General features: G+C 65.4%; 25 protein-coding genes, 2 pseudogenes and 1 riboswitch. Of the genes and pseudogenes, 18 read left to right on the forward strand and 9 right to left on the reverse strand.

Annotated features, from left to right (window positions below):
• The first annotated feature begins 72 nt into the window (after positions 1-72).
• The 7 genes and pseudogenes from J2X67_RS20715 to J2X67_RS20745 all read left to right on the forward strand — a co-directional run bounded on the left by J2X67_RS20715 (position 73) and on the right by J2X67_RS20745 (position 5,548).
• Positions 73-480 carry a ribonuclease P protein component gene (locus J2X67_RS20715; protein ID WP_309956001.1) on the forward strand — a complete coding sequence of 136 codons (408 nt, stop codon included), beginning with the start codon at positions 73-75 and terminating at the stop codon, positions 478-480.
• Positions 477-764 carry a membrane protein insertion efficiency factor YidD gene (gene yidD / locus J2X67_RS20720; protein ID WP_309956003.1) on the forward strand — a complete coding sequence of 96 codons (288 nt, stop codon included), beginning with the start codon at positions 477-479 and terminating at the stop codon, positions 762-764. The genes J2X67_RS20715 and yidD overlap by 4 nt, the downstream gene beginning before the upstream one ends.
• A complete protein-coding gene (gene yidC, locus J2X67_RS20725; RefSeq protein WP_309956005.1) occupies positions 761-2,446 on the forward strand; it encodes a membrane protein insertase YidC in 1,686 nt (561 codons plus the stop codon). The genes yidD and yidC overlap by 4 nt, the downstream gene beginning before the upstream one ends.
• A 77-nt stretch (positions 2,447-2,523) precedes the next feature.
• Positions 2,524-3,942, forward strand: a complete 1,419-nt coding sequence (gene mnmE, locus J2X67_RS20730) for a tRNA uridine-5-carboxymethylaminomethyl(34) synthesis GTPase MnmE (RefSeq protein ID WP_309956007.1) — start codon at positions 2,524-2,526, stop codon at positions 3,940-3,942.
• A 90-nt stretch (positions 3,943-4,032) separates the two neighbouring features.
• Entirely contained in the window at positions 4,033-4,494 is a 462-nt protein-coding gene (locus tag J2X67_RS20735; RefSeq protein WP_309956009.1) for a cyclic nucleotide-binding domain-containing protein, read from the forward strand.
• A gap of 88 nt (positions 4,495-4,582) precedes the next feature.
• Positions 4,583-4,630: pseudogene (locus J2X67_RS27760) on the forward strand (hypothetical protein); the annotation flags it as partial.
• Positions 4,631-4,993: 363 nt separating this feature from the next.
• Positions 4,994-5,548: a hypothetical protein gene (locus J2X67_RS20745; RefSeq protein WP_309956013.1), complete on the forward strand. Its 555-nt coding sequence runs from the start codon at positions 4,994-4,996 to the stop codon at positions 5,546-5,548.
• Positions 5,549-5,591: 43 nt separating this feature from the next.
• Here J2X67_RS20745 and J2X67_RS20750 read toward each other — a convergent pair whose 3' ends face one another.
• Entirely contained in the window at positions 5,592-7,577 is a 1,986-nt protein-coding gene (locus tag J2X67_RS20750; protein ID WP_309956015.1) for a monovalent cation:proton antiporter-2 (CPA2) family protein, read from the reverse strand.
• A gap of 87 nt (positions 7,578-7,664) precedes the next feature.
• On the opposite strand from J2X67_RS20750, the gene J2X67_RS20755 reads away from it, so the two are divergent.
• From J2X67_RS20755 to J2X67_RS20770, 4 genes are read left to right on the forward strand one after another with little or no spacing between them, the layout of a single operon-like run.
• Positions 7,665-8,663 carry a KpsF/GutQ family sugar-phosphate isomerase gene (locus tag J2X67_RS20755; RefSeq protein ID WP_309956017.1) on the forward strand — a complete coding sequence of 333 codons (999 nt, stop codon included), beginning with the start codon at positions 7,665-7,667 and terminating at the stop codon, positions 8,661-8,663.
• Complete coding sequence (locus J2X67_RS20760; protein WP_309956019.1) at positions 8,663-9,211, forward strand: HAD hydrolase family protein; 549 nt, start codon at positions 8,663-8,665, stop codon at positions 9,209-9,211. Before J2X67_RS20755 ends, J2X67_RS20760 begins: the two co-directional genes overlap by 1 nt.
• Positions 9,208-9,852: an LPS export ABC transporter periplasmic protein LptC gene (gene lptC, locus J2X67_RS20765; protein WP_309956021.1), complete on the forward strand. Its 645-nt coding sequence runs from the start codon at positions 9,208-9,210 to the stop codon at positions 9,850-9,852. The genes J2X67_RS20760 and lptC overlap by 4 nt, the downstream gene beginning before the upstream one ends.
• 32 nt (positions 9,853-9,884) lie before the next feature.
• A complete protein-coding gene (locus tag J2X67_RS20770) occupies positions 9,885-10,667 on the forward strand; it encodes an SDR family oxidoreductase (protein ID WP_309956023.1) in 783 nt (260 codons plus the stop codon).
• 83 nt (positions 10,668-10,750) lie between these two features.
• On the opposite strand, the gene J2X67_RS20775 is transcribed toward J2X67_RS20770, so the two are convergent.
• Entirely contained in the window at positions 10,751-11,329 is a 579-nt protein-coding gene (locus J2X67_RS20775) for an RNA-binding protein (protein WP_309956025.1), read from the reverse strand.
• 265 nt (positions 11,330-11,594) lie between these two features.
• Positions 11,595-11,752, forward strand: a riboswitch (yybP-ykoY riboswitch).
• A 32-nt stretch (positions 11,753-11,784) separates the two neighbouring features.
• Here J2X67_RS20775 and J2X67_RS20780 point away from each other — a divergent pair.
• The 4 genes from J2X67_RS20780 to J2X67_RS20795 all read left to right on the forward strand — a co-directional run bounded on the left by J2X67_RS20780 (position 11,785) and on the right by J2X67_RS20795 (position 14,871).
• Entirely contained in the window at positions 11,785-12,348 is a 564-nt protein-coding gene (locus tag J2X67_RS20780; RefSeq protein WP_309956028.1) for a TMEM165/GDT1 family protein, read from the forward strand.
• A gap of 129 nt (positions 12,349-12,477) precedes the next feature.
• Positions 12,478-13,656, forward strand: coding sequence for a homoserine O-acetyltransferase (locus J2X67_RS20785; RefSeq protein WP_309956029.1), 1,179 nt, complete (start codon positions 12,478-12,480; stop codon positions 13,654-13,656).
• On the forward strand, positions 13,653-14,240 hold the full coding sequence (metW, locus tag J2X67_RS20790; RefSeq protein WP_309956031.1) for a methionine biosynthesis protein MetW: 588 nt from the start codon (positions 13,653-13,655) through the stop codon (positions 14,238-14,240). Before J2X67_RS20785 ends, metW begins: the two co-directional genes overlap by 4 nt.
• A gap of 40 nt (positions 14,241-14,280) precedes the next feature.
• Positions 14,281-14,871, forward strand: coding sequence for a YigZ family protein (locus J2X67_RS20795; protein ID WP_309956033.1), 591 nt, complete (start codon positions 14,281-14,283; stop codon positions 14,869-14,871).
• Here the strand turns inward: J2X67_RS20795 and J2X67_RS20800 are convergent.
• A complete protein-coding gene (locus tag J2X67_RS20800) occupies positions 14,816-15,745 on the reverse strand; it encodes an ion transporter (protein ID WP_309956035.1) in 930 nt (309 codons plus the stop codon). The genes J2X67_RS20795 and J2X67_RS20800 overlap by 56 nt on opposite strands.
• 136 nt (positions 15,746-15,881) lie before the next feature.
• Between J2X67_RS20800 and J2X67_RS20805 the strand changes: the two genes are divergently transcribed.
• Entirely contained in the window at positions 15,882-16,400 is a 519-nt protein-coding gene (locus tag J2X67_RS20805; RefSeq protein WP_281148907.1) for a polymer-forming cytoskeletal protein, read from the forward strand.
• A 49-nt stretch (positions 16,401-16,449) separates the two neighbouring features.
• On the opposite strand, the gene J2X67_RS20810 is transcribed toward J2X67_RS20805, so the two are convergent.
• On the reverse strand, positions 16,450-17,247 hold the full coding sequence (locus J2X67_RS20810; protein WP_309956037.1) for a DUF72 domain-containing protein: 798 nt from the start codon (positions 17,245-17,247) through the stop codon (positions 16,450-16,452).
• Between the two features lie 94 nt (positions 17,248-17,341).
• Between J2X67_RS20810 and J2X67_RS20815 the strand changes: the two genes are divergently transcribed.
• Complete coding sequence (locus J2X67_RS20815) at positions 17,342-18,853, forward strand: M20 family metallopeptidase (RefSeq protein ID WP_309956039.1); 1,512 nt, start codon at positions 17,342-17,344, stop codon at positions 18,851-18,853.
• 67 nt (positions 18,854-18,920) lie between these two features.
• On the opposite strand, the pseudogene J2X67_RS20820 reads toward J2X67_RS20815, so the two are convergent.
• The 5 genes and pseudogenes from J2X67_RS20820 to J2X67_RS20840 form a co-directional block, all read right to left on the reverse strand.
• Positions 18,921-20,095 (reverse strand): annotated as a pseudogene (locus J2X67_RS20820) (MFS transporter).
• A gap of 130 nt (positions 20,096-20,225) precedes the next feature.
• Positions 20,226-20,681: a YidB family protein gene (locus J2X67_RS20825; protein ID WP_409050523.1), complete on the reverse strand. Its 456-nt coding sequence runs from the start codon at positions 20,679-20,681 to the stop codon at positions 20,226-20,228.
• 99 nt (positions 20,682-20,780) lie between these two features.
• Positions 20,781-22,145, reverse strand: a complete 1,365-nt coding sequence (locus tag J2X67_RS20830) for a M20/M25/M40 family metallo-hydrolase (protein ID WP_309956041.1) — start codon at positions 22,143-22,145, stop codon at positions 20,781-20,783.
• Positions 22,146-22,220: 75 nt separating this feature from the next.
• Positions 22,221-22,955 carry a 16S rRNA (uracil(1498)-N(3))-methyltransferase gene (locus J2X67_RS20835; RefSeq protein ID WP_309956043.1) on the reverse strand — a complete coding sequence of 245 codons (735 nt, stop codon included), beginning with the start codon at positions 22,953-22,955 and terminating at the stop codon, positions 22,221-22,223.
• A complete protein-coding gene (locus tag J2X67_RS20840; RefSeq protein WP_309956045.1) occupies positions 22,956-24,050 on the reverse strand; it encodes a phosphotransferase in 1,095 nt (364 codons plus the stop codon).
• A 232-nt stretch (positions 24,051-24,282) separates the two neighbouring features.
• On the opposite strand from J2X67_RS20840, the gene J2X67_RS20845 reads away from it, so the two are divergent.
• Positions 24,283-26,865 (forward strand): LPS-assembly protein LptD, encoded by a 2,583-nt coding sequence (locus J2X67_RS20845; RefSeq protein WP_309956047.1) that lies wholly within the window; start codon positions 24,283-24,285, stop codon positions 26,863-26,865.
• The last annotated feature ends 5 nt before the right edge of the window (positions 26,866-26,870 follow it).

A 26,870-nucleotide genomic window follows, 5' to 3' on the forward strand; every position in this document is an offset into this window, starting at 1 on the left:
CCGTTGCCAGCCGCCGACCCGCCAGCGCCAGCTTTCGTAGCCAGTGCTTCTGGCGTGTCTGGCCCGGCTTCCATGCAGCGGCTCAAGACCCGCGCGCAATTCCAGGCCGTCCTTGCAGGTGCCACCGTGGCGCGCACTGCTCATTTCGCATTGCATCGCTGCGCACTCGATTTCACATCGGGCGCGCAGCCCTTGTTCGCGTCCGACGATGTCTGGCTGGGTGCCATGGTGCCCAAGCGCTGGGCGCGCCGCGCTGTCACGCGCAACGCCATCAAGCGACAGATCTACACCGTGAGCGCCGCACTTGACGTCGGCCTGCCCCGTGCGGCGCACGTGGTGCGGCTGCGCGCGGCGTTCGATCGCAAGGAATTCGTGAGCGCCAACTCCGACAAGCTCAAGGCCGCAGTGCGCGCCGAGCTCCAGCAACTGCTGGCACGGGCCGCGCGCGCACCCGCATCTGCGTCCGCACCTTCATCATGAAACGCCTGCTGATCGGCCTCGTGAAGGGCTACCGCCTGCTGCTGAGCCCCTGGCTCGGCCAGTCGTGCCGCTTCGAGCCGACCTGCTCGCTTTACTCGATCGAAGCGCTCGAGACGCATGGTGCCCTGAAGGGCAGCTATCTCACCCTGCACCGCATCGTGCGCTGCCAGCCCTGGTGCCAGGGCGGGCACGATCCGGTACCACCGGCATCACAGTGTCGCAATGGCAAGCCAGGCTCACTGTTTTCGTCTCTCCTTTCCTCCGACAAGAAGTCTTCGTCATGAACGATATACGCCGCACGATCCTGTGGGTGATTTTTGGTTTCTCGCTGGTGCTGCTGTGGGACCAATGGCAGGTCTTCAACGGCAACAAGCCGACCTTCCTGCCGTCGACCAAGCCGGCTGCCGTGGCCACCGCGCCCGCGGGCAGCACGCCGGCCGCCGCCAACGGCGTTCCGACTGCATCGGCCCCGGGCGGCAGCGCCGCGGCCGTGCTCACGCAAGCCGCGCCGGTCGCACCGCGTGAGCGGGTCAGCGTCACCACCGACCTGTTCAAGGCGGTGATCGACAGCGAAGGCGCCACGGTCAACTATCTCGAGCTGCTGAAGTTCGACGAAGCCGACCGCACCAAGCATGTGGTGCTGTTCGAGAACGACTCGCCCGCCACCCGCTACGTGGCACAAACCGGCCTGCTGAGCCAGAGCGGGGAAGCCTTTCCCAACCACCTGACGCCGATGACGCCGAAGGCCGGTCCGCGCGAAATGGCCGAGGGCCAGAACACGCTCGAAGTGAGCTTCGAAAGCGCGCCCTCGGGCGGCTTGAAGTACGTCAAGACCTATGTGTTCAAGCGCGGCGAGTACACCGTTGGCGTCCGCCACGAAGTGGTCAACGTGAGCGACCAGCCGCGCGACGCGCAGCTCTACATGCAGTTGCTGCGCCACGGCACGGTGGCAGCGGGCACGATGTTCGGCACCAACACCTTCACCGGCCCCGCCGCGTACACCAACGAGAAGAAGTTCCACAAGCTCGACTTCAAGGACATTGCCAAGGGCAAGGTCGAGCCGCCGCCGCCCGCCAACGATGGCTGGATTGCAATGGTGCAGCATTACTTCGTGTCGGCGTGGCTCCTGAAGGGCGACCCCGCGAGCGAGCAGCTCAAGCGCGAGTTCCGCGTGAAGGACCTGGGCGACAACCTCTTTACCGTTGCCATGGTGGCCACGCTGCCGAAGATTGCTCCGGGCCAGACCCTGGTGGTCAATAGCGCGCTGTTCGCAGGCCCCGAAGAAGAAAAGAAGCTTGAAGCCATTGCACCGGGCCTCGACCTGGTCAAGGACTACGGCATCTTCGCGATCATTTCCAAGCCGCTGTACTGGCTGCTGAACCAGCTGCACGGCATTCTGGGCAACTGGGGCTGGTCCATCGTGGCGCTGGTGGTGCTGCTGAAGGCGGCCTTCTACTGGCTCAACGCCAAGGCCTACGCCAGCATGGCCAAGATGAAGGCCATCAACCCCAAGATCATGGAAATGCGCGAGCGGCTGAAGGACAAGCCGCAAGAAATGCAGCAGGAGATGATGCGCATCTACAAGACCGAGAAGGTCAACCCGATGGGCGGCTGCTTCCCGATCGTCATCCAGATCCCGGTGTTCATCGCGCTCTACTGGGTGCTGCTGTCGTCGGTTGAAATGCGCCACGCGCCGTGGATCGGCTGGATCACCGACCTCTCGGCACCCGATCCCTGGTACATCCTGCCGATCGTGATGACGCTCACCTCGCTGTTCCAGACCTGGCTCAACCCGACGCCACCCGATCCGATGCAAGCCAAGCTGATGTGGATCATGCCGCTCGCTTTCAGCGTGATGTTCATCTTCTTCCCGGCCGGCCTGGTGCTGTACTGGATCACCAACAACGTGCTGTCGATTGCGCAGCAGTGGTTCATCAACAAGCGGCTGGGCGTGCTGGGCAAGTAAGCCGCGGCCGTTTTCGCCACTCCGCAAAAGGGCCGCATTCGCGGCCCTTTTGCTTTTGCTGAAAGAATCGCGCTTCCATGACATTCGCCCGCACCACCGATCCCATCGTCGCCATTGCCACCGCCTCGGGGCGCGGAGCGGTCGGCATCGTGCGCGTATCTGGCGCCCGGCTCGCGCCGCTTGTCGACGCACTCTGCGGCAGGCCGCTCAAGCCGCGCGAGGCCACCTACCTTCCCTTTCGCGACGCGGACGGCGAGCCGGTCGACCACGGGCTGGCAATTCACTTTCCCTCGCCGCATTCGTTCACCGGTGAAGACGTGCTCGAACTGCAGGCCCATGGCGGCACGGTCGTGCTGCAGCTTCTGCTGGCACGCTGCCTCGAAGCGGCCGCCGAGCCCGACCCGATTACCGGCCGACCGCGGCTGCCCGGCCTTCGCGTGGCCGAGCCCGGCGAGTTCAGCCAGCGCGCGTTTCTGAACGGCAAGATCGACCTGGCCCAGGCCGAGGCCATTGCAGACCTGATCGACGCCAGCACCGAGGCGGCCGCGCGCAGTGCAGGCCGTTCGCTTTCAGGCGCTTTTTCGCGCGAGATCCACACGCTGCGCGATGCGCTCATTCATCTGCGGATGCTGGTCGAGGCGACGCTCGATTTTCCTGAAGAGGAAATCGACTTTCTTCAAAAGGCCGATGCGGCCGGTCAACTGGCGAAGTTGCAGGCGCAACTGGCGGCGGTTCAGCAACGCGCCAAGCAGGGGGCGCTGCTGCGCGAGGGCATCAAGGTGGTCATCGCAGGCCAGCCCAATGCAGGCAAGAGCTCGCTGCTCAACGCGCTCGCCGGCGCCGAACTGGCCATTGTGAGTGCGGTGGCGGGCACAACGCGCGACGTGGTTTCGCAAACCATCCAGATCCACGGCGTGCCGCTGCACGTGGCCGACACCGCGGGGCTGCGCGAGAGCAGCGACGAGGTCGAACAGATCGGCGTGGCACGGGCCTGGGGCCAGATCGAAACCGCCGACGCCGTGCTGTTCCTGCACGACCTGACACGCGCGGGCCTCGCCGACTACGCCGCCGCCGACGCAGAAATCTTGCGCAACCTTTGGCAGAAGCTGCCCGCGCGCGTGCCGGTGCTGGATGTCTGGAACAAGCAGGACGCTGCGTCAGCGGCCGGCGTGGCCGGCGCAGCACAAGGCATCGTCTTGTCCGCGAAGACGGGTCTCGGCATCGAGGCCTTGCGCGAGCAATTGTTGGCCATGGCAGGCTGGCAGTCGGTGCCCGAGGGTGTTTATCTGGCGCGGGCGCGCCATGTGCAGGCACTCGGCCGGGTCGAAACCCACCTTGCGCTGGCCTCAAGCCACTTGGCGGCCCAGGCCCAGTTGCTCGATCTGCTGGCTGAGGAGTTGCGTCTCGCGCAGAACGCGCTCAACGAAATCACCGGCGAATTTGGCGCCGACGACCTGCTGGGAGTCATCTTTTCGCGCTTCTGCATCGGCAAATAGCGACAGCCGCAACGAAAAACGTAAAGAGTTGTAGCCGAAACCTGTGGCCTTCGCGGATACTTCGGCACTGATGCGGGGGTTGAGAAAAGCATGTCCATCCAGAACCTGAGCCGCGCCATCGCGGACAACAACAGCAACGACGCCTTTGCGTTGACGCTCAACGTACAGCAATGGGAAACGCTGGCGGGCTACCTGCAGCCCATCGACACCGGCGTTGGCGACGTTCTCATCGAGCAAGGCACGCACGATCGTTCGGTGTACTTTCTTGAAACCGGTGCAATCAGCGTGCATCGTGTCAGCAGCAAAGAGCAGATGAAGCTGGCCGTGCTCATGCCGGGCGCCGTGGTGGGCGAAGGTTCTTTCTTCTCGCGCGAGCCGCATTCGGCCAACGTGGTGGTCACCGGCGCGGGCCGGGTCTGGCGGCTCACGGCAATCCGTTTTGCGGAAATGTCGAATCGCCAGCCCAACCTGGCCCTCGAAATTGCCATGGGGCTCGGCGCGGTAATCGCCAAGCGCATGGCGCACCGGTCCAAGCGCGTCGCGGTCACCTGAACATCTATCGGGTCAGTTCCGCAATCCAGGCCCAGACGGCTCTTCGCAGCCAGTTTTTTCGAAATCGTTTCCCTAGAAGTCAGTCGTCATGGCCTTGATCTGTCCGGTGTGCAGCGCGGAGAACCGCGAGGGCGCTAATTTCTGCAGGAGTTGCGGCGGCAAGCTGGCACCCGCACCATCCACACCGCCTGCGCCGATGGCGCCGCCACCAGCCCCGGAAGGCCGCTCCGAGCGCGAATGGGCCGCTACGGCGCCCGCACAACTGCGTGCACCCACCATTCCTGGCGGGCTTTTCGACGCCAACTTGCCGCTTGCTTCGCAACCGCCGTACGCAAATGCGGCAGCAGAGCCGGCTGACGAAAAGACGGTCATCGTCGGGGCGGGCCGCTCGAAACGGCCGTCCTCGCCGCCGCGCGAACCCCGGGTCAAAAAAGCCTCCAGGCCAAGGACGCCGCGACCCGCAGCCGCCGAGGCGCAGAAACCGCCACGTTTGCGCGGAATGCTGCTTTGGCTGGTATTGCTGGCGGTGGGCCTGCTCATGATCGTTGCCGGCTGGCACGGCTACGGAAAGGGCAAGCCGGCCGAGCAGGCTGAAGCTGCGGCGCCGGTTGCGCCTGTTGCGCCACCCGCCCCGCCGGCCATTGCGCCGACCGCGGCGCCCGAAGCCCCGCCTGCACCCGAGCCCCAGCCTGCCGAGCCACCGGCTGCTGCAGACGCTACACCTGCTGCCGCGGTCACGGCTACCCCTGCGGCCACAAACTCAAAGCCGTCTTCCGCCGCCTCCAAGCTGCGCAAGCCGGCGCCAGCAGCAACCCCGCAACCCGGTGCGCCCGAAACCGCACCGACAGCCGCCCCCGCGCCCGCGCCACAACCAGCAGCCACTGGACCGGCCGATCCGATGTCCATCTGCGGCGACCGCAATTTCATCGCGAAGGCCCAGTGCATGGCCGCGCAATGCCTCAAGCCCGAGTTCAAGCCGCACGCGCAATGCGAAGCGGTGCGCCGCCAGCAGCGGATCGAAGAAGAAAAGCGCAATCCCACGCTGGTGAACTGAGCGCATTCCAGGGCAGGGGCCGCCCTGCTGCCGAGTTGCCCGGTCAGCCTTTTTGCAGGCGCTCGATGGCAACGGCCAATGCGGCAGGTTTGCCCGACAGCACCAGGGTGTCCCCGTCGGTCAGTACTGTGTCGTCGCTTGGCACATGCGGCTGCCCGTCATGCCGGCGCAGGCCGGCGACGCGCACACCCAACGTTTCCAGTGCCATTCGCGCCAGCGTCTGGCCGACGGCCCGTGTCCCGGGCGTGAGCGTGAAGGTGTTGAGCCGCTCATGGTCGAGCTCGTCCGCGTTGTCGTCGTCGGCACCGTGAAAGTAGCCGCGCAGCAGGTTGTAGCGCGCATCTCGCTGGTCCTGCACCACGCGGATCACGCGGCGCATCGGTACACCGACCAGCGCCAGCGCATGGCTTGCGAGCATCAGCGAACCCTCGATGGCTTCGGGCACCACCTCGGTGGCGCCGGCTGCCTGCAGCTTTTCCAGGTCGTGGTCGTCCTGCGTGCGCACGATCACCGGCACCTGGGGCGCATGAGCGCGTGTGTTGGCCAGCACCTTCATGGCGCCGGGCACATCGAGATAAGTCACGACCACGGCGCTGGCGCGGGCGAGGCCGGCCGCCATCAGGGCCTGCAGCCGTGCGGCGTCGCCGAACACCACCGAATCGCCGGCCGCGGCGGCCTGGCGCACCCGGTCGGGGTCGAGGTCGAGCGCCATGTACGGAATGCCCTCACGCTCCAGGATGCGCGCCAGGTTCTGGCCGCAGCGCCCGTAGCCGCAGATGATCACGTGCTTGGCAGTGTTGATGGTCTTGCGCGCGATGGACGTCATCTGGAGCGACTGCTGGAGCCAGTCGCTTGCCACCAGCTTGCGCACGATGGCGTTGGTGTACATCACGATGAAAGGCGTGGCCAGCATCGACAGAACCATCGACGCCAGCACCGGATTGGCCAGCCACGGCGGCAGCAGGCTGCGCTCCTGCGCGAGCGTCAGCAGCACAAAGCCGAATTCGCCGGCCTGCGCCAGATACAGGCCGGTGCGCAACGACACACCCGATGTGGCGCCAAGCACCCGCGCCAGCACCGTGACCAGAACCAGCTTGAAACCCAGCGGCACCAGCAGCAGCACACCCACCAGCGCCCAGCGTTCCACCACGATGTGCCAGTCGAGCGACATGCCCACCGTGATGAAGAAGAGCCCCAGCAGCACATCGTGGAACGGGCGGATGTCGGTTTCCACCTGGTGCTTGTATTCGGTCTCGGAAACCAGCATGCCGGCAATGAAGGCCCCCAGCGCCAGGCTCAGTCCGGCCAGTTCGGTGAGCCAGGCCAGGCCGAGCGTGATCAGCAGCACGTTCAGGATGAAGAGCTCTTCGCTGCGCCGCCGCGCCACGAGCGTGAGCCACCAGCGCATGACCCGCGGGCCACCATAAAGCAGCACGCCGATCAGCAAGACCGCCTTCACCATCGCGAAGCCGATTGCCTTGGCCAGTGCCTCGGGCGGCGCGCCAAGAGCCGGAATCAGCACCAGCAGCGGCACCACGGCCAAATCCTGGAAGAGCAGCACGCCCATCACCCGCTTGCCGTGCTCGCTTTCCAGTTCGAGCCTTTCGGCCATCAGCTTGACCACGATGGCGGTGCTGCTCATGGTGAGTGCGCCCGAAAGTGCCAGTGCCGTTTGCCAGCCAAGCCGCCAGGCCGGCGGCAGTTGCGAGGCTATCAAGAGCGCGCCGGCGGTGGCGAGGGTCATCGTCAGCAACACCTGGAGCAGGCCGAGCCCGAACACATGCTTGCGCATGGCGCGCAGCTTGGGCAGGCTGAACTCCAGCCCGATGACGAACATCAGGAATACCACGCCAAATTCACCCAGGTGGCGAATGCCTTCGGAGTTCTGCGCCAATGCCAGCGCATGAGGGCCGATCAGCACGCCGGCCGACAGATAGCCGAGCATTGGCGGCAGCTTCAGCGAGCGGCAGACCACAACGCCGATGACCGCGGCAAGCAAATACAACAGCGTGAGATCGAACGAAGACATGGCTGGATGCTAGAGCAATGTCCATGCCCCGCGCGCGCCGCTTTCAGCCGATAACGGCAGATGCCGGGCGCCCCGTAAAATCCGCCGATGAGTTCAGCTCCCCTGCCCCCCGTGGTCGACGCCGACGCAATACTCGCGCGGGCCCGTGCCACCTTCGACATCGAGTCCGATGCCGTACTCGGCCTCAAGTCGCGCGTGGGCCCGAGCTTCGTCGAGGCCGTGCGCAAGGTGCTCGAAGTGCGCGGGCGCGTGGTCGTCATGGGCATGGGCAAGAGCGGCCACGTCGGCCGCAAGATTGCCGCCACCCTCGCCTCCACCGGCACGCCGGCCATGTTCGTCCACCCGGCCGAGGCCAGCCACGGCGATCTCGGCATGATCAAGTCGGTCGACCTGGTGCTGGCCATCTCCAACAGCGGCGAGGTCGACGAGCTCACCGTGATCCTGCCCGTGGTCAAGCGCCAGGGCGTGCCCCTCATTGCAATGACAGGCCGCACCGATTCCACCCTGGCGCGCCATGCCGACATCGTGATCGATGCCGGCGTTGCCAAGGAAGCCTGCCCGCTCAACCTGGCCCCCACCGCAAGCACTACCGCCCAGATGGCGATGGGCGATGCCTTGGCGGTGGCGCTGCTCGATGCGCGCGGCTTCGGCTCCGAAGACTTCGCGCGCTCGCACCCGGGCGGTGCGCTCGGCCGCAAGCTGCTCACCCACGTGAGCGACGTGATGCGCTCGGGCGACGACGTGCCGCGCGTCGCACCCACCGCAACGCTCAGCGAATTGATGCGCGAGATGAGCTCCAAGGGCCTGGGCGCCACGGCCGTGGTCGACGTCGACGGCCGTGCCATTGGCATCTTTACCGATGGCGATTTGCGCCGGCAGGTCGAGACCGGCGGCGACCTGCGCGGCCTTACCGCCGCCGACGTAATGCACCCCGGGCCGCGCACGCTGCGCTCCGAGGCGCTGGCGGTCGAGGCAGCCGAGCTGATGGAAGAACACCGCATTACCAGCGTGCTCATCGTCGACCCCGCAGGGCATTTGATCGGCGCGCTCAGCATCAACGACCTGATGCGCGCGAAGGTCATCTGATGCCGCTCGAATTCCAGGCCGAAACCTTGCTGGCCGCGCAGGATGTGCGAATGGCCTTTTTCGACATCGATGGCGTGCTGACCGACGGCGGCGTTTACTTCACCGAGCACGGCGAAACGCTCAAGCGCTTCAGCATCCTCGACGGCTACGGGCTCAAGCTGCTTCGCGTGGCGGGCATTACGCCGGCAGTAATTACCGGGCGCGACTCCAAGCCGTTGCGCGTGCGGCTCGAGGCGCTCGGCATACAGCATGTGCGCTACGGCACTGAAGACAAGCTGCCCGCGGCCGAAGCCATGCTGGAGCAGCTGGGCTTCGGTTGGCACCAGGCCGCGGCCATCGGTGACGACTGGCCCGACTTGCCGGTGCTGGCGCGCGTCGGTTTTGCCGCGGCGCCCGCCAACGCGCACGTGGAAGTGCGCGACGCCGTCAACTACGTGACCCGTGCGCGCGGCGGCGAGGGTGCCGCGCGCGAGTTCTGCGATTTGCTGCTCACGGCTTGCGGCCAGTACAGGCGCCTGCTCGATGCAGCGCGAGGCCCCACGCAATGAACCGCGCCTGGAACCTGCTGCGCAACGCGGTTGACCGCGCCACCATCTACCTGCCCATCATCCTGACGGCAGCCGTGGCGCTCGGCACCTATTGGCTGGTGCGCAACGCGCCCAAGCTGCTCGAGCCCACCGCCAAGGCCGCACCCACGCACGAGCCCGACTATTTCATGCGCGGCTTCGTCATCAAGAACTACCTGCCCAACGGCGACCTGCGCAGCGAACTCCACGGCAAGGAAGGCCGGCACTACCCCGACACCGACACCACCGAGGTCGACGACGTGCGCGTTCGCTCCGTCTCGCCGCAGGGCTACACCACGCACGCCACGGCCAACCGGGGGCTCTCGAATTCCGACGGCAGCGAGATCCAGCTGTTCGGCAATGCGGTCGTCATCCGCGATCCGGTGGTCAATCCCAATGGCAAGGGCACGCCGCGGCTCGAGTTTCGCGGTGACTTTCTCCATGCCTTTCTCGACACCGAACGCGTGACTTCGAACAAGCCTGTCACGCTCATTCGCGGTACCGACCAGTTCACCGCGGACAACCTCGACTACGACAACCTGAGCGGGGTCGCCAACCTGACCGGCCGGGTGCGCGGCGTTCTGATTCCGTCGGCGGCCGCTCCAGGCGGCAAGCCGCGCTAAAGCAAAAAATTACCGGAAGCCCCTCGCACCCCATGAGTACGTCCCCGCTAGTCTTCATTACCGGTGCATCGAGCGGCATCGGCCAGGCTCTGGCCGCCAGCTTCTATGACGCCGGCTACCGGCTGGCACTCGTGGCGCGGCGCACCGCAGAGATCGAATCATGGGCGACCGCCCGCAACCTGGATCTGGCGCGCTACCAGGTCTATAGCGCGGACGTGGCGCAGACGGACAGCATCGTGGCCGCCGGGGCCGCCTGTATCGAGCGCCAGGGCCTGCCCGATGTGGTGATTGCCAACGCCGGCATCAGCGTGGGCATCGACACGACCGAGCGGGAAGACATCGACGTGATGGCGCGAACCTTTGCCACCAACAACGTGGGCCTGATGGCCACCTTCCACCCTTTTGTTGCGGCAATGCGGCAGCGCGGCAGCGGCCGGCTCGTTGGCATCGGGAGCGTCGCGGCCATTCGCGGCCTGCCCGGACATGGCGCTTATTGCGCCAGCAAGGCGGGCGTGGTCGCTTACTGCGAGAGCTTGCGCGGCGAGCTGCACAAAAGCGGCGTCAAGGTTGTCACCATCTGCCCGGGCTACATCGACACGCCGCTCACCCAGGGGAACCGATACGGCATGCCCTTTCTCATGAAGGCAGAAGACTTTGCGGAACAGGCGCTCGCCGCCATTCAGGCTGGTACCAGCTACCGCGTGATTCCGTGGCAGATGGGTGTCATTTCCAAGCTCATGCGCATGCTGCCGAACGCCCTGCTCGACCGCGCCGTGCAAGGGCGGGGCCGCAAGAAGCGCAGCGGCGAAAGCTGATTTTTTTCGCCGCACGCCGGCCTGCAGCAAAGCCAACAAAAAAGGCTCCCGAGGCGCCTTTTTTTGTGCCCGGAATGCAGGGCTCAGTAGCCGCTGTTTCCGCCGCCGTAGCCGCCGCCACCGCCGGAGCGGCCACCGCCGCCGCCACGCGGACCGGCGCCGTAGGGGCTGCGGAAACCACCGTCGCCACCACCACCGCCGCCGCCACTGCGGCCACCACCGCCATAGCCGCCACCGCCGGAACGGCCACCACCGCCGCTGCGATCGCCGCCGCCACCGTAGCCACCACCGCCGCTGCGATCGCCACCGCCACCGTAGCCACCACCACCGCCGCCGTAGCCACCGCCACCACCGCCGCCATAACCACCACCGCCGCCGCCGTAGCCGCCACCACCGCTGCGCGGGGGACGTGCTTCCATGGGACGTGCTTCATTGACGACGACGCTGCGGCCGCCCAGCGGCTGGCCGTTCATGCCGTTGATTGCTGCCTGGGCTTCCGCGTCGCTGCCCATTTCGACAAAGCCGAAGCCCTTCGAGCGGCCCGTGTCGCGTTCCATCATGACCTTTGCACTGGTCACCGAGCCGAATTGTCCGAAAGCCTGTTCGAGATCACCGTCGCGCACCGAGTAAGGCAGGTTGCCGACATACAGTTTGTTGCCCATCAAGGGACTCCTATAAACACAAAGCAAGAAAAGCGATGGAGTCCCGAAAGCATCACTCAACCAAGAGCTGTCGAGTCGCGCGAAACTGACCGATCACCGAACTGCCGCCCCGGCAAAATGAAGAGGGAGGCTCGTGCATTATGGGTGAAATACACAAAATGCAAGCAGGAATTTGCTGCTTCCTGTAGGACCGCTAAAAATTAAAAGAAGCTAGCGCCCGCTTACAACTCGGGGCAAAAGGGCTGCAAACAGCGCAGGTAGAATGCGCTCCGTCATTGGGGAGTAGCCGCCTTCCAACACGAGAAGGGCCCGCGTCAACAGACTTGTCCTGCCCCACAGGACATGGCGCGTGCAGTGATTCACCTGGCGAGACCTTTGACCGTGCAACTTCGGGAATATGGCCGAAGGTGTTGCACGGTCAATTGCGTCCTTCGGCCCAAGGAACCCCTGCTCTCATGGAAGCTTTTCTCGTTGCAACCGGTGTGGTCGCGCTCGCCGAAATGGGCGACAAGACCCAGTTGCTGGCCCTCTTGCTTGCCGCCCGCTTCAGAAAACCCTGGCCGATCGTGCTCGGGATCTTCGTTGCCACCGTCGTCAACCATGCCCTGGCCGGTGCCGTCGGCAACTACATCACCCATTGGCTCGGCCCCGAAGTCCTGCGCTGGATTCTTGGCGGCTCGTTCATTGCCATGGCTGCCTGGATGCTGATTCCGGACAAGCTCGACGAAGACGACGCGCCCGCAGCCTCGCACTACGGCGTTTTTGGCACCACGCTCATTGCATTCTTCCTGGCCGAGATGGGCGACAAGACCCAGATCGCCACCGTCATGCTCGCCGCCCGGTTTACCGAGGCCTACGCCTGGGTCGTTGCGGGCACCACGCTGGGCATGATGCTGGCCAATGCGCCGGTCGTCTGGCTGGGCGACAAGATCGTGAAGCGGGTGCCGATCACGCTCGTGCACGGCATATCGGCGGCCATCTTCCTTGTGCTTGGCATCGTGATGATCGTCGGCTGGTAATGCGGCGCGGCGATATACTGCCGTCTGCGCCGATTTGCTTCAGCTTGCGGGCGCTTTATAAATTCAGCTAAAGACAGTCAGTTGGCGAACAACCCGGCTCGTTTTTGGCGAGGCCGGGTTTTTTCATAGATGTCGTCAACTTCTTTGGTCGTTTCTGCGCAGTCGATGCAGTTCGCGGGCCCGCTGGCCTTGCGCAGCGGCGCCTCGCTCGGCAGCTACACGCTCGCCTACGAAACCTACGGCACCCTGAACGCCGAGCGCAGCAACGCGGTGCTGGTGTGCCATGCGCTGAATGCGTCGCACCACGTGGCCGGCGTCTACGAAGGCCAGGCCAGGTCCGAAGGCTGGTGGGACAACATGGTGGGGCCCGGCAAGCCGGTCGACACCAACCGCTTCTTCGTGATTGGCGTAAACAACCTCGGCTCCTGCTTCGGCTCGACCGGGCCGATGCACACCAACCCGGGCACCGGGCGCATCTACGGCGCGGACTTTCCGGTGGTCACGGTCGAAGACTGGGTCGACGCGCAGGCCGCACTGCTCGACGCGCTCGGCATTCGCACGCTTGCGGCCGTGATGGGCGGCAGCCTGGGCGGTATGCAGGCGCTGTCGTGGACGCTGCAGTACCCGGACCGCGTGCGCCACGCCGTCGTGGTGGCCAGTGCGCCCAACCTCACGGCCGAGAACATCGCCTTCAACGAAGTGGCGCGCCGCGCTATCGTTACCGACCCCGACTTTCATGGCGGCCATTTCTACGAGCACGGCGTCGTGCCCAAGCGGGGCCTGCGCATTGCGCGAATGATCGGCCACATTACCTACCTGAGCGACGACGTCATGAACGAGAAGTTCGGACGCATCCTGCGCAGCGCGGTCGAAGGCGAGGCGGCGGCGCTCGACTACCGCTATTCCACGCAGGAAATCGAGTTCCAGATCGAAAGCTACCTGCGCTACCAGGGCGACAAGTTCAGCGAGTACTTCGACGCCAACACCTATCTCCTGATCACGCGCGCACTCGACTACTTCGACCCCGCGCGTGCGCACGGCGGCAACCTCAGCGCGGCGCTTGCTAAAGCCACCGCCAAGTTCCTGCTCGTTAGCTTCAAGACCGACTGGCGGTTTTCGCCCGCGCGCAGCCGCGAACTGGTGAAAGCGCTGCTCGACAACCGGCGCAACGTGAGCTACGCCGAAATCGACGCGCCCCACGGGCACGACGCCTTCCTGCTCGACGACGTGCGATACATGGGCGTGGTGCGGTCTTACTTCGAGCGCGTGGCGCATGAGATCCAGGCCGAAGGGAGTGCTGCCCAATGAGCGACATCGAAACCCAGCGCCTCATCGCGAACCTTGTGCCCGAAGGCGCCCGCGTGCTCGACCTCGGCTGCGGCGACGGCGCCCTGCTCGACATGCTGCAGCGCGAGCGCGGTTGCACCGGCTACGGTGTGGAAATTGCCGACGGCAACGTGCTGCAGTGCATTCGCCGCGGCGTCGACGTGATCCAGCTGAACCTCGACGAAGGCCTTGCGGTGTTCGACGACGCCACGTTCGACGTGGTGCTGCAGATCGACACGCTGCAGCATTTGCGCAATGCCGAGGTCATGTTGCGCGAAACCGCGCGCGTGGGCCGCATCGGCATCGTCGCCTTTCCAAACTTTGCCCACTGGCCGAATCGCATCAGCATTGCGCGGGGCCGCATGCCCGTGACGCGCCGCCTGCCCTACCAGTGGTACGACACGCCCAACATCCGGGTCGGCACCTTCAAGGACTTCGAGGTGCTGGCGCAAAAAAACAGCCTGCGCGTGCTCGATGCATTCGGTGTGCAGGAAGGCCGCAGCGTGCGCTGGTTGCCCAACGCGCGCGCGGGCACGGCGGTGTTCAAGTTCGAGCGGGAGCGCTGAGCGCTTTCGCATCCTCGCAAACCCGGAACAGGGCGCGCTCATGAGCTTCACGCTCTCGCATCCGGCGCACAGCGAACTGCTGGTCAAGAAAAGCCGCTTCATCGGTTGCGTGCAACCGGTGGCCGACCGCGCCGCTGCGCTCGCCATCGTGACGGCGCTGCGCAGCGAACACCCTGCCGCCGCGCATGTGTGCTGGGCGCTCATGGCCGGCGGCCAGTCGGCGGCCAACGACGACGGCGAACCGGGCGGCACCGCCGGACGGCCGATGCTCGAGGTGCTGCGGCACCAACAACTCGAAGGCGTGCTCGCCACCGTGGTGCGGTATTTCGGCGGCATCAAGCTCGGTGCGGGCGGACTCGTGCGGGCCTATACCGATGCGGTTGCGCAGGCTTGTGTCGGTGCAACGCTGGTTCCGCTGGTGCGCCAGCGGCAGCTGCAATGCACCGTGCCCTATGCGCTGGAAGGGCTCGTGCGGCGCGAGATCGCAGCCGTGAGCGGCGCTTCACTTGTAGAAGTGCGGCATGGCAATGCGGTGGACTTTACGTTCACGCTGCCCGGGCCCGACGCCAACGCCTTCATCGCCCGCCTCGACGATGCTGCGCAAGGGCGCGCCGTCTGGCCGCAGGCGTAATCCGCCGCGCAGGAACCGCGGGCGCCGGGGGCGGCGTCATCGCCAGCACGCCGCGCGGCGCGAGCACCACGGGTGCCTCTTCGTCGCCAGGGCCGCGGCGCGCCATCTCGGCGGTGACGATGCCCGTTGGCACCGCCAGCACACCCCAGCCGAGCAGCATCATCACCGAAGCGATCGCGCGGCCGAGATCGGTCTTGGGCACCAGGTCGCCGAAGCCCACCGTGGCCATGGTCGATATTGCCCAGTAGATTGCCACCGGAATGCTGGTGAAGCCGTGCACCGGCCCTTCGACCACGTACATCAGCGTGCCCATTACCAGCACCACCAGCATCACGAAGCCGACGAACACCGTGATCTTCCGGCGGCTCGCGGCCACGGCCGACACCAGCGCGCGGTACTCCACCGAGTAGCGCGACAGCTTGAAGATGCGAAACACGCGCAGCAGCCGCAACACGCGCACATCGATGAGATAGGCGAGCTCGGGCGCGAACGCCACCAGGTAGGTCGGAAGCAACGCAAGCAGGTCGATCACGCCGTAGAAGCTCAACGCATAACGCATCGGCTTGTTCACGCAGGCGAGCCGCGCGATGTATTCGAGCGTGAAGAGAATGGTGAACCCCCACTCGAACGCATTGAACAGCGGCCGCCACTGCTCGCGAATCGACTGCACGCTGTCGAGAATGACCACCAGCACACTGGTCACGATGACGGCGATCAGTGCAAGGTCGAACAGCAGCCCGGCACGCGTATCGGCCTCGAAGATCACCGTGAACAGCCGGCGCCGCCATCCGCTTGCCGGCTTGTCGAACCGCGCATCGATCGTCGAGGAGATAGCCAGGTTCCGGGAAGCGGGAGCGGTGTTCGATCGGGTCATCTTGCGTGCAAGGAGGTCGCGAAAAGGGGCATTGTCCGACGCCAGGTGGATTTATTCAGTTACGTTTATTGCGCAATGAAGTGCCGCAGGCCATGGACTGGTTCTTACGATAGCCCCTTTGTTGAGGAGCTCCCCATTGGCTACACAGTCCCCATTTTTCGGCAAGCGTGATCGTGACACCGACTCGTTGACCTCCCGCCCCGCGCCGCTGGTGGGCTCGGGTACCAATCTCTCTGGTTCGCCCGTCAATCCTTCTTCCCTTACCGCACAGCAAGGCGGCCTGGCACCGGCAGCAGCCCCTGCCGCCAAGGAAGGCGGCAGCAAGCTCACCGTCGGCCCGAACATCAAGCTCAAGGGCGTCGAGATCACCGATTGCGACACGCTCGTGGTTGAAGGCCTGGTCGAGGCCACCATGGACTCGCGCCTGATGCAGATCGCCGAACAGGGCGAATTCAAGGGCTCGGCCGAAATAGACATCGCTGAAATCCGCGGCATTTTCGACGGCAGCCTCACGGTGCGCGAAAAGCTGGTGATCCATTCGACCGGCAAGGTCACCGGCAAGATCCGCTACGGCAAGATCGTGATCGAAGAAGGCGGCCAGCTTTCGGGCGAAATCAGCTTCGGCGCCAAGCAGTCGCTGCAAGCGGCCGCTTGATCCGTTTCCAGCTTCCAGCTTCCAGCTTCCAGCTTCCAGCTTCCAGCTCTCAGGCCGCCTCTTCGGGCGGCTTCCAACCCAGGCGCTCCAGCAAGGCACCGGCCGCGGCCGGTGCTTTTTCTTTGGCGCCATTGATGAAGTACACGAACACGTCGCGCTTCTTGGGCGACTCGGCCCACTGCTGCGCGCGTTCGGCCCAGCTGTCGAGCGCTTTGGGCGCATAGCCGGCCTTCAGTTTGGCGTCGGCCATCATGAGCCGCGCATAGGCAAAGTCGCCCTCGGGCTCTTCGAACGACGGAAACTTGTCCGCGTCGGTGAACACGGTCGACACCTTGTACTTCTTCGCGAGCGCCCGGTAGGCGGGCGTGATGAAGCTTTCGTGCCGCACGTCCATTACGTGGCGCAGCGCGCGGCTGCCCTCCTTCGTGGGTAGCAGCTCCAGAAAGGCCTCGAAATCCTCCGCATCGAATTGCTTGGTGGGCATGAACTGCCAGACGATCGGACCGAGCTTGTCGCCCAGCTCGCTCACCCCGCTGTCGATGAAGCGCTTGATCGAGTCTTCCGCGGTGGCAAGCACCTTGCGGTTGGTCGAAAAGCGCGAGGCCTTCATCGAGAACATGAAGTCGTCTGGCACCTCGTCATGCCACTTGCGAAAAGTCTCCGGCTTGAAGGTGCTGTAGTAGGTGCCGTTGATCTCGATGGCACTCACCTTGCGGCTGGCATACCGCAGCTCTTTTGCGTGCGCGAGCCCCTTGGGGTAGAAATTGTCCCGCCATGGCTCATAGGTCCAGCCGCCGATGCCGACCTTGATGTTCGCCTGGGTCCGAGTCGATGTTGCCTTGCTCACATTGCCCTCCGGGTTGAGATCGCAGCACTCTACGCGGGGTCGCGCCGAGGCGCAAAATGCGTTTTTTCGTCACCCCCCCGCGGAGAACCCACCGATGAACGCCCCCCTGCACCGCGAAATGCCCGCCGGAACGCTCGATGCCGAGCGCGCCCTCTCCGATGTCACCGCCCAATGGGACGGCGACATCGTCAAGCAACTCACCGACTACATCGCCATTCCTGCCAAGTCGCCCGGCTTCGACAAGGACTGGTCGGCCAACGGCTACCTGGAAACCGTGCTGCGCAACGCGGCGGCATGGGTCGAGGCGCAGAAGGTCGAGGGCCTGAAGCTGGAGATCGTGCGCCTGCCGGGCCGCACGCCGGTGCTGTTCTTCGAAGTGCCGGCCACCGGCACCGACATGGGCGAAACCGTGCTGATGTACGGCCACCTCGACAAGCAACCCGAGTTCACCGGCTGGCGCAACGACCTCGGCCCCTGGACGCCCAAGTACGAAAACGGCCTGCTCTACGGCCGCGGCGGCGCGGACGACGGCTACGCGGTCTACGCGAGCGTGGCGGCGCTGCAGGCGCTCAAGAACCAGGGCGCGGCGCACCCGCGAATCGTCGGGATCATTGAAACCTGCGAGGAAAGCGGCTCCTACGACCTGCTGCCGTACGTCGATGCGCTGCGTCCGCGGCTGGGCAATGTCGAACTGGTGATCTGCCTCGATTCCGGCGCCGGCAACTACGACCAGTTGTGGCTCACCACGTCGCTGCGCGGCATGGCCAGCGGCACGCTCAAGGTCGAAGTGCTGACCGAGGGCATTCACTCCGGCGACGCATCGGGCCTGGTGCCGTCGAGCTTCCGCATCATGCGGCAGGTGCTGGACCGCCTTGAAGACAGCGCCACCGGCCGCCTGCTGCCGGCCAGCTTCCATTGCGAAGTGCCGGCCGACCGGCTGGCGCAGGCCAGGGCTACCGCCGCCATCCTTGGCGAAGAGGTCTACAAGCGCTTTCCGTGGGCGCACTACGACTGCGGCGGCTCGACCGTCTTCGCGCTGCCGACCACCACCGACCCCGTGGAAGCGCTGCTCAACCGCACCTGGAAGCCCACGCTATCGGTTACCGGGGCCGAAGGATTTCCTGCATTGAAAGACGCGGGCAACGTGCTGCGCCCCTACACCGCATTCAAGCTCTCGCTACGCCTGCCGCCGCTCGTCGATGCGGCCGAGGCAGTGCAGAAGCTGAAAGCCCTGCTCGAGGACAACGCGCCCTACCAGGCCCGGGTCACCTTCGAGAGCGGCGGCGGCGCCACCGGCTGGAACGCGCCGACGATCACGCCATGGTTCGAAGACGCGCTCAACAAGGCCTCGCAGGCGCACTTCGGCGCTTCGTGCGGCTATATCGGCCAAGGCGGCACCATTCCGCTCATGAACATGCTGAGCGCCGGCTTCCCCAAGGCGCAGATGATGGTCTGCGGCGTGCTCGGCCCCAAGAGCAATGCGCACGGCCCCAACGAGTTCCTGCATGTGCCCTATGCCAAGAAACTGACCGCCGCCGTGGCCGAAGTGATTGCGGCGTTGCCCGCCGCGCATCGCGCCGCCGCAGCGGATCCGGCTGCTGCTTGATCGGTATCGCGCCGCAGCAGCTCCTGCTGCGGCGCGTTTCAGCGTCACGCCCGCTTGAAGCGGCGCGTCAGGCGTTTGCGGCTGCCTTGCGCCGCCGGGTCTGCGCAAGCCACAGCAGCCGGCGCCCGTGAGCACCACAGGTACCAGCGAGCCGTAGTTCAACAGCTGCCAGCCTTGTGTCGTCACCAGCACGCCCGAGGCGAACGAAGTGATCGCCACTGTCGCAAACACGCAGAAATTGAGCGCGCCCTGCGCCCTGTCGCGTTCTTCTGCCGTGTAGGCCGTGAGCGAAAGCGTGGTGCTGCCGGTAAAGAGGAAGTTCCAGCCCACGCCCAAGAGGCAAAGCGCCACGAGAAAGTGCTGCAGCTCCACGCCCGACAGCGCCACCGCAATGCAGCAGAAGTTGAGCAGCAGCCCCACGCCCATGACGGGCAGCGCGCCGAAGCGGCGGATCAGGTGGCCGGTAAAGAAGCCCGGCGCGAACATGCCGATCACGTGCCATTCGAGCACCAGCGCGGCATCGGAGAAAGGCAGGCTGCAGATCTGCATGGCAATCGGCGTGGCCGCCATCAGCAGGTTCATCACGCCAAAACCCAGCGCGCCCGATGCTGCCGCCACAATGAAGACCGGCTGCCGCATGATCTCCCGCAAGGTTCGCCCGCCGAGCGCCTGCTCGCGCGTGAGCGGGGCTGGAAACTCGATGAACCGCATGATCACCATCGACAGCACCGCGACGCCCGCCAAGGCAATGTAGGCACCCGCGAACGGCACGGCGAACACTTCGCGCGTGGCTGCCGCCAGATTGGGCCCGGCCACTGCGCCGATCAATCCGCCGGCCATGACCAGCGACACGGCCTTTTCGCGCCACGCCGGGGCCGCAAGTTCGGCGGCTGCAAAGCGGTAGAGGCCGGCATTGGCGTTGTAGTAGCCAGCCACCAGCGTGGCAAAGCACAGCAGCCAGAAGTTCTTCGAAACGGCGGCGAATGCGCACAGCAAGGCCGACCCGAACCCGACGACCAAGGCGATCTGGAAGGATCGGCGCCGGCCGAAGCGCTGCTGCGTGCGTGCCACCAGCCCAGTGGTGAGCGCGCCGCCCACCACGTAGCCCATGATCGGCAGGGTGGCCATCCAGCCGCGCGGCGCAATGCTCAAGCCGACAAGGCCGTTGATGGCAATGAACGTGACGTTGTTGGTCAGGAACAAGCCCTGGCAAATGGCAAGCAGCCAGAGGTTGCGGTTCATGGAAAGGAGCTCGAAGCAGGTTGCGGCATGAAGGCTGAGGTTCTACGTGATTCGCCACGCATGCGCCAGTCGAAATGCGGGCAAAAAAAAGCGCCCTCGCGGGCGCCTGAACTTCAATGAGCAATTTTGCTTACGGCTGCTTGTTCTGCAGCAGGCCGCTGAGCGAGCCCAAGAGGTCGTTGGGGGTGTCGAGGCCTTGCTCGGGCACCTTGCCATGCGGCGTGAGTTGATCGATGAGGGCCGGCAACATGGTGACCAGCATCGGCAGCAGCGTTTGTGCATTGATGCCGAGCTTGGATGCAATGTTGGCGATGGTGTCGCTGCCCAGCGCGTCTTGCAGCTGGCCGCCCGAGACCGGCTTGTTTTCTCCCTTGCCGATCCACGAGCCGATCACGTCGCCCATGCCGGCCTGCTCGAACTTGGAGACCAGCCCTCCCAAGCCACCTTGTCCGCCGTTATTGGCGAGCAGGCCACCCAGCGCGCCAGCAAGGCCGCCCAGGTCTCCCAGGCCGCCGCCTTGCTGTTGGTGCTGCTGCTGGGCAGCGCCTCCCAGCACCTGGCCGAGTACCGAATCGAGCAATCCCATGGCGTTTCCTTGGTGTGTGACAGAACTGCTGGCATTGTCCCAGCGCTATCGGCCACGGTCGAAAGAGGCGGTCCACTTTCGACCGCACTGCGTGACAAATTACTTGGTGCGCGCCGCGCGTTTCGGCAGCAAGGCCGGGCTCACCCCTTGCACGCCGATCAGCCCCAGCACTGTCACGAGCGAATTCTGCGCGCCTTTCCACGCATCTGTCACGTCGATCGACTCGCTCAGGGCATGAAAGCCGGTGGACTTGCCCCCGCCGCCGATGATGATGGCGGGAATGCCGTACGACATGGGCACGTTGGCGTCGGTGCTGCCGCCGCGCAGCAACGTCTTGTGGCCGAAGGCGGTGTTCGAGCGGACGGCTGCTTCCACCATCACCGAATCCGAGGGCGTGCGGCCACCGGGGCGGTCGCCGATCAACTTGTTGCTGGCACTCAGAGTGGTCACGTTCCAGCGCTTGTTCTCCTCGGCCACGGCTTCGTCGATGGCGGCGAGGATTTTCTTCTCGGTTTCGAGCAGCGAGGCCATGTCGTCCGAGCGAATGTCGATGGCCATGCGCGCGTCGGGCGCAATGGTGTTCACCGACGTGCCGCCGCCCACGGTGCCGACCGTGAAGGTGGTTTTCGGAAAGCTCGGCGTGCGCACCTCGGCAATCTTGGCGATGGCACGGCCCATGCCGTGGATGGCGCTGGGCACCTGGCCAAAAGCCCCGAAGCTGTGGCCGCCCGGACCCTTGAACGTGACTTCATAACGGTGGCTCGCGGTGCCCAGCACCAGCACGTTGCCGTCTGGCGAAGGCTCCAGTCCCACCATTCCGTCGATGTCGAGGTGGTCGCGGAAGATCGCCTTCATGCCGCGCAGGTTGCCCAGTTCTTCCTCGCCGACATTGCCGACGAACAGCAGGTCGCCTACGGTCTGCACCTTGTTGTCGTTGAGCACCTTGAGCCACGACAGCAGCACCGACAGGCCGCGCGTGTCGTCGGCGATGCCGGGCGCGTGCAGTTTGCCGTCACGCTCCTTCACCTTCACGTCGGTGCCGGCGGGAAACACGGTGTCGAGGTGCGCCGAAACCAGCAGCTTGGGCCCGTTGCCGGTGCCCTTGCGCAGGCCGACCACGTTACCTTCGGCGTCGATCTTGGCGTCGGTGAGGCCAAGTGCCTTCATGCGCGCCAGGAAGGCCTCGGCACGCTTCTGCTCCTTGAAGGGAGGCGCCTCGATCTCCGTCAGCATCTTCAAGTCTTCGACCGAGCGCTCGTGGTCGGCCTTGACTGCGTCGAGCAGCTTCTGGATTGCGGGTGCGGCCGTCAACTGGGCAAAGGCCTTGTCCACCTCCGGAGCGACTTGCGCGGGCGTCGGGGCTACGGCGGTGTTCTGGGCTTGCGCGCCCTGGGCTGCGACCAACATGGCCAGCACAAGGGGAGCGAGGGGTGCAAATCGGAGCGCGCATGGCGAGCGGAGCATGGCGTGAAGATCCTTCTCTTGTCTTGACGAAAGGGGTTGAGCAAGCATTGTTCCGCAACTTGCGCCCGCGGCCGCCTAGCCCGCGGTCAGCGACACCAGCGCGGCGAGCGCTGCCGTTTCGGCGCGCAGCACGCGCGGGCCGAGCGTGACCGGAGCAAAGCCGGACGCAAGCGCTTCCTGCTCTTCGGCGCCGCTCAAGCCGCCCTCGGGGCCGCTCAGCACCAGCACGCTGCGGTCGGCCGGAGCGGATGCGATGGTGTCGGCAAGACGGCGCGTTCCTTCGGCCAAGCTCAGGATGAGGCGCAGAGCTCCCTCGCCCGCCGTCGAATCGATCCATGCCGATGGGCTCGAGAAAGACCGCACCGGATGAATCACCGGTACGCGGTTGCGGCCGCACTGCTCGCAAGCGGCAATGGCAATAGCCTCCCAGTGCGCTCTTTTCTTCTCGGCGCGTTCGCCCGAAAGGCGCAGCACGCCGTGGGCGGTGGCCAGGGGCTGAATGCTTGCAACGCCAAGCTCGGTGGCCTTTTCGACCAGCCAGTCCATGCGTTCGTTGGCTGGCATGCCAACCGCGAGATGCACCGCGCGCACGGCCTCGCGCTCCGCCGGCGCATGGGCGCCGACCGTGACCGAAACGTCGCTGCGCCCCATGCGCTCGACAACCGCGGTGTATTCGCCGCCCGAGCCATTGAACAGCGTCAGCGCATCGCCGGGCTGCATCCGCAGCACTTGCACATGGCGCGCGGCGCCGGGCGGCAACGCCAGCGTGGCGCCGGAGGCCAGCGGCACCGGGCAGTGAAAGCGGGGCATCTAGACCCGGCCGTAGGCAAAGCCCGTAACGGCCGAACTGCCTTCGACTTCGTCGATCACGCGCAGCAGCGGAGTCAGTTCCATATAGCGGCTGGCCGTGGAGCGGATGTAGGCAATGAAACGCGGCGTGTCCGCAAGGTAACGCGGCTTGCCGTCTCGCAGCGTAAGGCGGGCGAAGATGCCGGCGACCTTGAGGTGGCGCTGCAAGCCCATCCATTCCACCGAGCGGTAGAAGGCGCCGAAATCAGGGTCGACCGGCAGCTTGGCCTTGCGAGCGGCCTCCCAGTAGCGAATCGTGATGTCGAGCACGAACTCTTCCTCCCAGCTCAGGAAGGCGTCGCGCATCAGGCTCGCGATGTCGTAGGTGATCGGGCCGTAAACCGCATCCTGGAAGTCGAGCACGCCGAGGTCGGCCCCGCCACGGACCATCAGGTTGCGGGGCATGAAGTCGCGGTGGACGTAGACACTTGGCGAGGCCAGATTGCTCTCGACAATGAGCTTGAAGCTGCGCTCCAGCCGCTCCTTGAGCTTGCCTTCGACGGCAATCCCGCGATGGCGGCCGATGTACCACTCGGGAAAAAGCGCCAGCTCGCGTTCCAGCAAAGCCCTGTCGTAAGGCGGCAGCACATCCGGCCTGGAAGCCAGCTGCCAGCGGATCAGCGCGTCGATCGCCTGGTCGTAGAGCGGACGGCTCGCATCGGGCCTGGCCGGATCGATCACGTCGAGCATGGTCTGGTGACCCAGATCGTCGAGCAGCAGAAAGCCGTTGGGCCGGTCCCATTCGAGCACCCGTGGCGCTGTCACGCCGGCCTCGGCCATCAGGCGGGCGACGTGCACGAACGGTTCGCTGTTTTCCTTGTCGGGTGGTGCATCCATCACGATGCGGGTGCCGGGGGCTTGCGTGGTGTCGACACGGAAGTAGCGCCTGAAGCTTGCGTCCGCCGAGGCAAGCCGCACGCTGCCGGGCAGCAGGTGGTGCGCGGCGGCAATGCCGGCCAGCCAGCCTTCGAACACTGCGGCGCGCTGCGGATCGGCCCACAGGATGGGGTTGGCAGGGGATGCGGGCTCGGTGGCCGGGGACGGGGGTGCTGTCATGGATAATCGATTCTACAAATCCGCCTGGCGCGGCAACTCCTGCGGTCCCCTGGTCGAACAGAGTTGCCGCGGGCTCCTGCAACCTGCCGGCCTGCCGCGCCGTCCTCCCGACGATCCTTCGTTCCTGACCGATGCCTACGATCCAAAGCTCCCACGTTTGGCACCTTGTGCACTCGCAGCCCTCCTCGGGGAGACTGCGGTCCTTCTCCGGAACGACGCGGCGGGAGGCTTGATGAGCCGACGTGCTGCCGCCCCGCGGCGTTCCGGCCCGCCGCTGCCCTTGGCGTTGTTGTCGCTCGCGCTGCTGCATGCACACGGCGCCTCCGCGCAGCCGGCGGGCGGCCTCGACGGCCCGCTCGTGCTCAAGCGCACGCCTCAACTCACCGAAACCCTGCCGCCCGCCGAGCGCGGCCAGTTGCCCAGCCTGATTACCGGCGACCGCCTCTCGGGGCGCCAGGATCTCGAAACCGTGGTCGAAGGCAACGCCACCCTGCGGCGCGGCGAAGTGGCCATCACCGCCGACAGGCTCGAGTACTACCAGCCAGACGACCGCGCCAAGGCGCGCGGCAACGTGCGCGTCAACCAGGCCGGCAACGTGTACGAAGGCCCCGAACTCGAACTCAAGCTGGAGACCTTCGAAGGCTTCTTCAACAACGTTCGCTACAGCTTTCTGGCCACCGGCGGGCACGGCGAGGCCCAGCGCATCGATTTTGTCGACAGCAGCGTGTCCGTGGCCCGCCGCGCCACCTACACCACCTGCCGCCGCGAAGACTACCCTGGCTGGATGCCGGCATGGCTCTTGACTGCCGCAACCATGACCACCGACACCGAAGAAAACGTCGGCGTGGCCACGGATGCGCGGCTGAGCTTCATGGGCATCAGCACGCCGCCGCTTCCGAGCGTGAGCTTCCCGCTGTCGAGCGAACGCAAGAGCGGCCTGCTGCCGCCCACGATCGGCGTCGACAACACCAACGGCATCGAGATTTCGCAGCCGTACTACTGGAACATCGCACCCAACCGGGACGCCACCTTCACGCCCACGCTGATGAGCAAGCGCGGGCTCAACCTGGGCTCGGAATTCCGCTACCTCGAGAAGGGGTACGACGGCGCCATTCGCCTCGACTTCATGGGCAGCGACCGCCTGGTGGGCCAGCGCTACAACGAGTTGCGCACCAGCCAGCTTCAGCAGTTGGCCAATGGAGAAATCCAGGCCAAGGACCTGACTGCCGCACCCAACAGCACCAAGCGCTGGGGTATCTGGGCCAGCCACCACCAGGAATTCAATGCCAAGGCGCTGGGCCTGGACTCGCTGACGGCCAACATCAACATCAACCGGGTCAGCGACAACGATTACTGGCGGGACTTCACGCGGACCCCCACGCTGGCACAGCGGCAGCTGCCCAACGAAGCGGCGCTCAACTGGGCCAAGGACGACTGGAGCGGCATTCTGCGCACCACGCGCTACCAGACGCTGCAATACGCCGCGTCGCCCATCGTGCCGTCTTATGACCGCATGCCGCAGATCACGGCCAACTATAGAAAGTACGACTGGCACGGCTTCGACGTGGGGCTGAACCTCGACTACACGCGCTTCCGCGTCAACAGCATCCTGAACGGCCAGCCCGGCTACGACTTCAACCAGCAGTCGCAACCCGACGGGGACCGCGCCTTTGCGCAGGCAACCATCAGCCGCCCTTTCATCACGCCAAGCTCGTTCATCATTCCGAAGCTGCAGCTGCACGCGACTTCGTACAGCTACTACGTGCCGCAGGCGGACATTCCGAAGCTCACCGTCAACGGAATCACCTACGTGAACGGCGTGCCCTACAACCCGAATTCGCTGTACTACCTTCCGACTTCGAGCACCCGCACGGTCCCCACCTTCAGCCTCGACAGCGGCCTTATCTTCGAGCGCGACGCGAACTACTTTGGCCGCGCCTTCCGCCAGACGCTGGAACCGCGCGCCTACTACGTCTATACGCCGTACCGCAACCAGAGCATGCTGCCGAACTACGATTCGGCCGCCAACGATTTCAGCTTTGCGACCATCTATACCGAGAACGCTTTCTCGGGCAACGATCGCATTTCCGATACCAACACCCTCACGCTTGGCGTGACGTCCCGGCTGATCGACCCCGACACGGGCGTCGAAGCGGCGCGGTTCGGCATTGCGCAGCGGCTGCGCTTCAGCGACCAGAAGGTCACGCTGCCGGGCGGCGTGCCGGTAACCGATCGTGCGAGCGACCTGCTGGTGGGTGCCCAGATCAACTGGACGCCCAAGTGGAGCCTGGACACCGTCGTGCAATACAACCCCGACACGCAAAGATCCACGCGTTCGGCCATCAGTGCGCGCTACAACCCCGAGCCGTATCACAACCTCAGCGCCGCGTTCCGCTACCAGGCGCCCAGCACCCCGGCCGCCACCGACGGCAACAAGTCGATCGACGTGGGCTGGCAGTGGCCGCTCAACGACCTGTGGGGCGACAAGGGCAAGGACCTCGGCCCGGGCAAGGGCCAGGGCGGCGGCCGCTGGTATGCAGTGGGCCGGCTCAACTACAGCCTGCAGGACAAGAAGCTCACGGACGGCGTGCTCGGCTTCGAGTACGACGGTTGCTGCTGGATCGGCCGCGTGGTGCTGCAGCGCGTGACCACCGGACAGGTCACGGCCAACACCCGCATCATGTTCCAGCTCGAATTTGTCGGATTTTCCAGCATCGGATCGAGTCCCATGCAGGCCCTGCGGCAAAACATCCAGCGCTATCAGCCCCTGCGCGAGCCCACCGAGGCGCCGAGCCGCTTCACCAATTACGACTGAGACGA

The organism is Variovorax sp. 3319 (assembly GCF_031456585.1).
Lineage (GTDB): Bacteria > Pseudomonadota > Gammaproteobacteria > Burkholderiales > Burkholderiaceae_C > Variovorax > Variovorax paradoxus_P.

Coding starts and splice junctions, on each gene's coding strand:
- J2X67_RS20715 (WP_309956001.1), top strand. CDS start 73: ATGCAGCGGCTCAAGACCCGCGCGCAATTCCAGGCCGTCCTTGCAGGT.
- yidD (WP_309956003.1), top strand. CDS start 477: ATGAAACGCCTGCTGATCGGCCTCGTGAAGGGCTACCGCCTGCTGCTG.
- yidC (WP_309956005.1), top strand. CDS start 761: ATGAACGATATACGCCGCACGATCCTGTGGGTGATTTTTGGTTTCTCG.
- mnmE (WP_309956007.1), top strand. CDS start 2,524: ATGACATTCGCCCGCACCACCGATCCCATCGTCGCCATTGCCACCGCC.
- J2X67_RS20735 (WP_309956009.1), top strand. CDS start 4,033: ATGTCCATCCAGAACCTGAGCCGCGCCATCGCGGACAACAACAGCAAC.
- J2X67_RS20745 (WP_309956013.1), top strand. CDS start 4,994: ATGCTGCTTTGGCTGGTATTGCTGGCGGTGGGCCTGCTCATGATCGTT.
- J2X67_RS20750 (WP_309956015.1), bottom strand. CDS start 7,577: ATGTCTTCGTTCGATCTCACGCTGTTGTATTTGCTTGCCGCGGTCATC.
- J2X67_RS20755 (WP_309956017.1), top strand. CDS start 7,665: ATGAGTTCAGCTCCCCTGCCCCCCGTGGTCGACGCCGACGCAATACTC.
- J2X67_RS20760 (WP_309956019.1), top strand. CDS start 8,663: ATGCCGCTCGAATTCCAGGCCGAAACCTTGCTGGCCGCGCAGGATGTG.
- lptC (WP_309956021.1), top strand. CDS start 9,208: ATGAACCGCGCCTGGAACCTGCTGCGCAACGCGGTTGACCGCGCCACC.
- J2X67_RS20770 (WP_309956023.1), top strand. CDS start 9,885: ATGAGTACGTCCCCGCTAGTCTTCATTACCGGTGCATCGAGCGGCATC.
- J2X67_RS20775 (WP_309956025.1), bottom strand. CDS start 11,329: ATGGGCAACAAACTGTATGTCGGCAACCTGCCTTACTCGGTGCGCGAC.
- J2X67_RS20780 (WP_309956028.1), top strand. CDS start 11,785: ATGGAAGCTTTTCTCGTTGCAACCGGTGTGGTCGCGCTCGCCGAAATG.
- J2X67_RS20785 (WP_309956029.1), top strand. CDS start 12,478: ATGTCGTCAACTTCTTTGGTCGTTTCTGCGCAGTCGATGCAGTTCGCG.
- metW (WP_309956031.1), top strand. CDS start 13,653: ATGAGCGACATCGAAACCCAGCGCCTCATCGCGAACCTTGTGCCCGAA.
- J2X67_RS20795 (WP_309956033.1), top strand. CDS start 14,281: ATGAGCTTCACGCTCTCGCATCCGGCGCACAGCGAACTGCTGGTCAAG.
- J2X67_RS20800 (WP_309956035.1), bottom strand. CDS start 15,745: ATGACCCGATCGAACACCGCTCCCGCTTCCCGGAACCTGGCTATCTCC.
- J2X67_RS20815 (WP_309956039.1), top strand. CDS start 17,342: ATGAACGCCCCCCTGCACCGCGAAATGCCCGCCGGAACGCTCGATGCC.
- J2X67_RS20825 (WP_409050523.1), bottom strand. CDS start 20,681: ATGGGATTGCTCGATTCGGTACTCGGCCAGGTGCTGGGAGGCGCTGCC.
- J2X67_RS20830 (WP_309956041.1), bottom strand. CDS start 22,145: ATGCTCCGCTCGCCATGCGCGCTCCGATTTGCACCCCTCGCTCCCCTT.
- J2X67_RS20835 (WP_309956043.1), bottom strand. CDS start 22,955: ATGCCCCGCTTTCACTGCCCGGTGCCGCTGGCCTCCGGCGCCACGCTG.
- J2X67_RS20840 (WP_309956045.1), bottom strand. CDS start 24,050: ATGACAGCACCCCCGTCCCCGGCCACCGAGCCCGCATCCCCTGCCAAC.
- J2X67_RS20845 (WP_309956047.1), top strand. CDS start 24,283: ATGAGCCGACGTGCTGCCGCCCCGCGGCGTTCCGGCCCGCCGCTGCCC.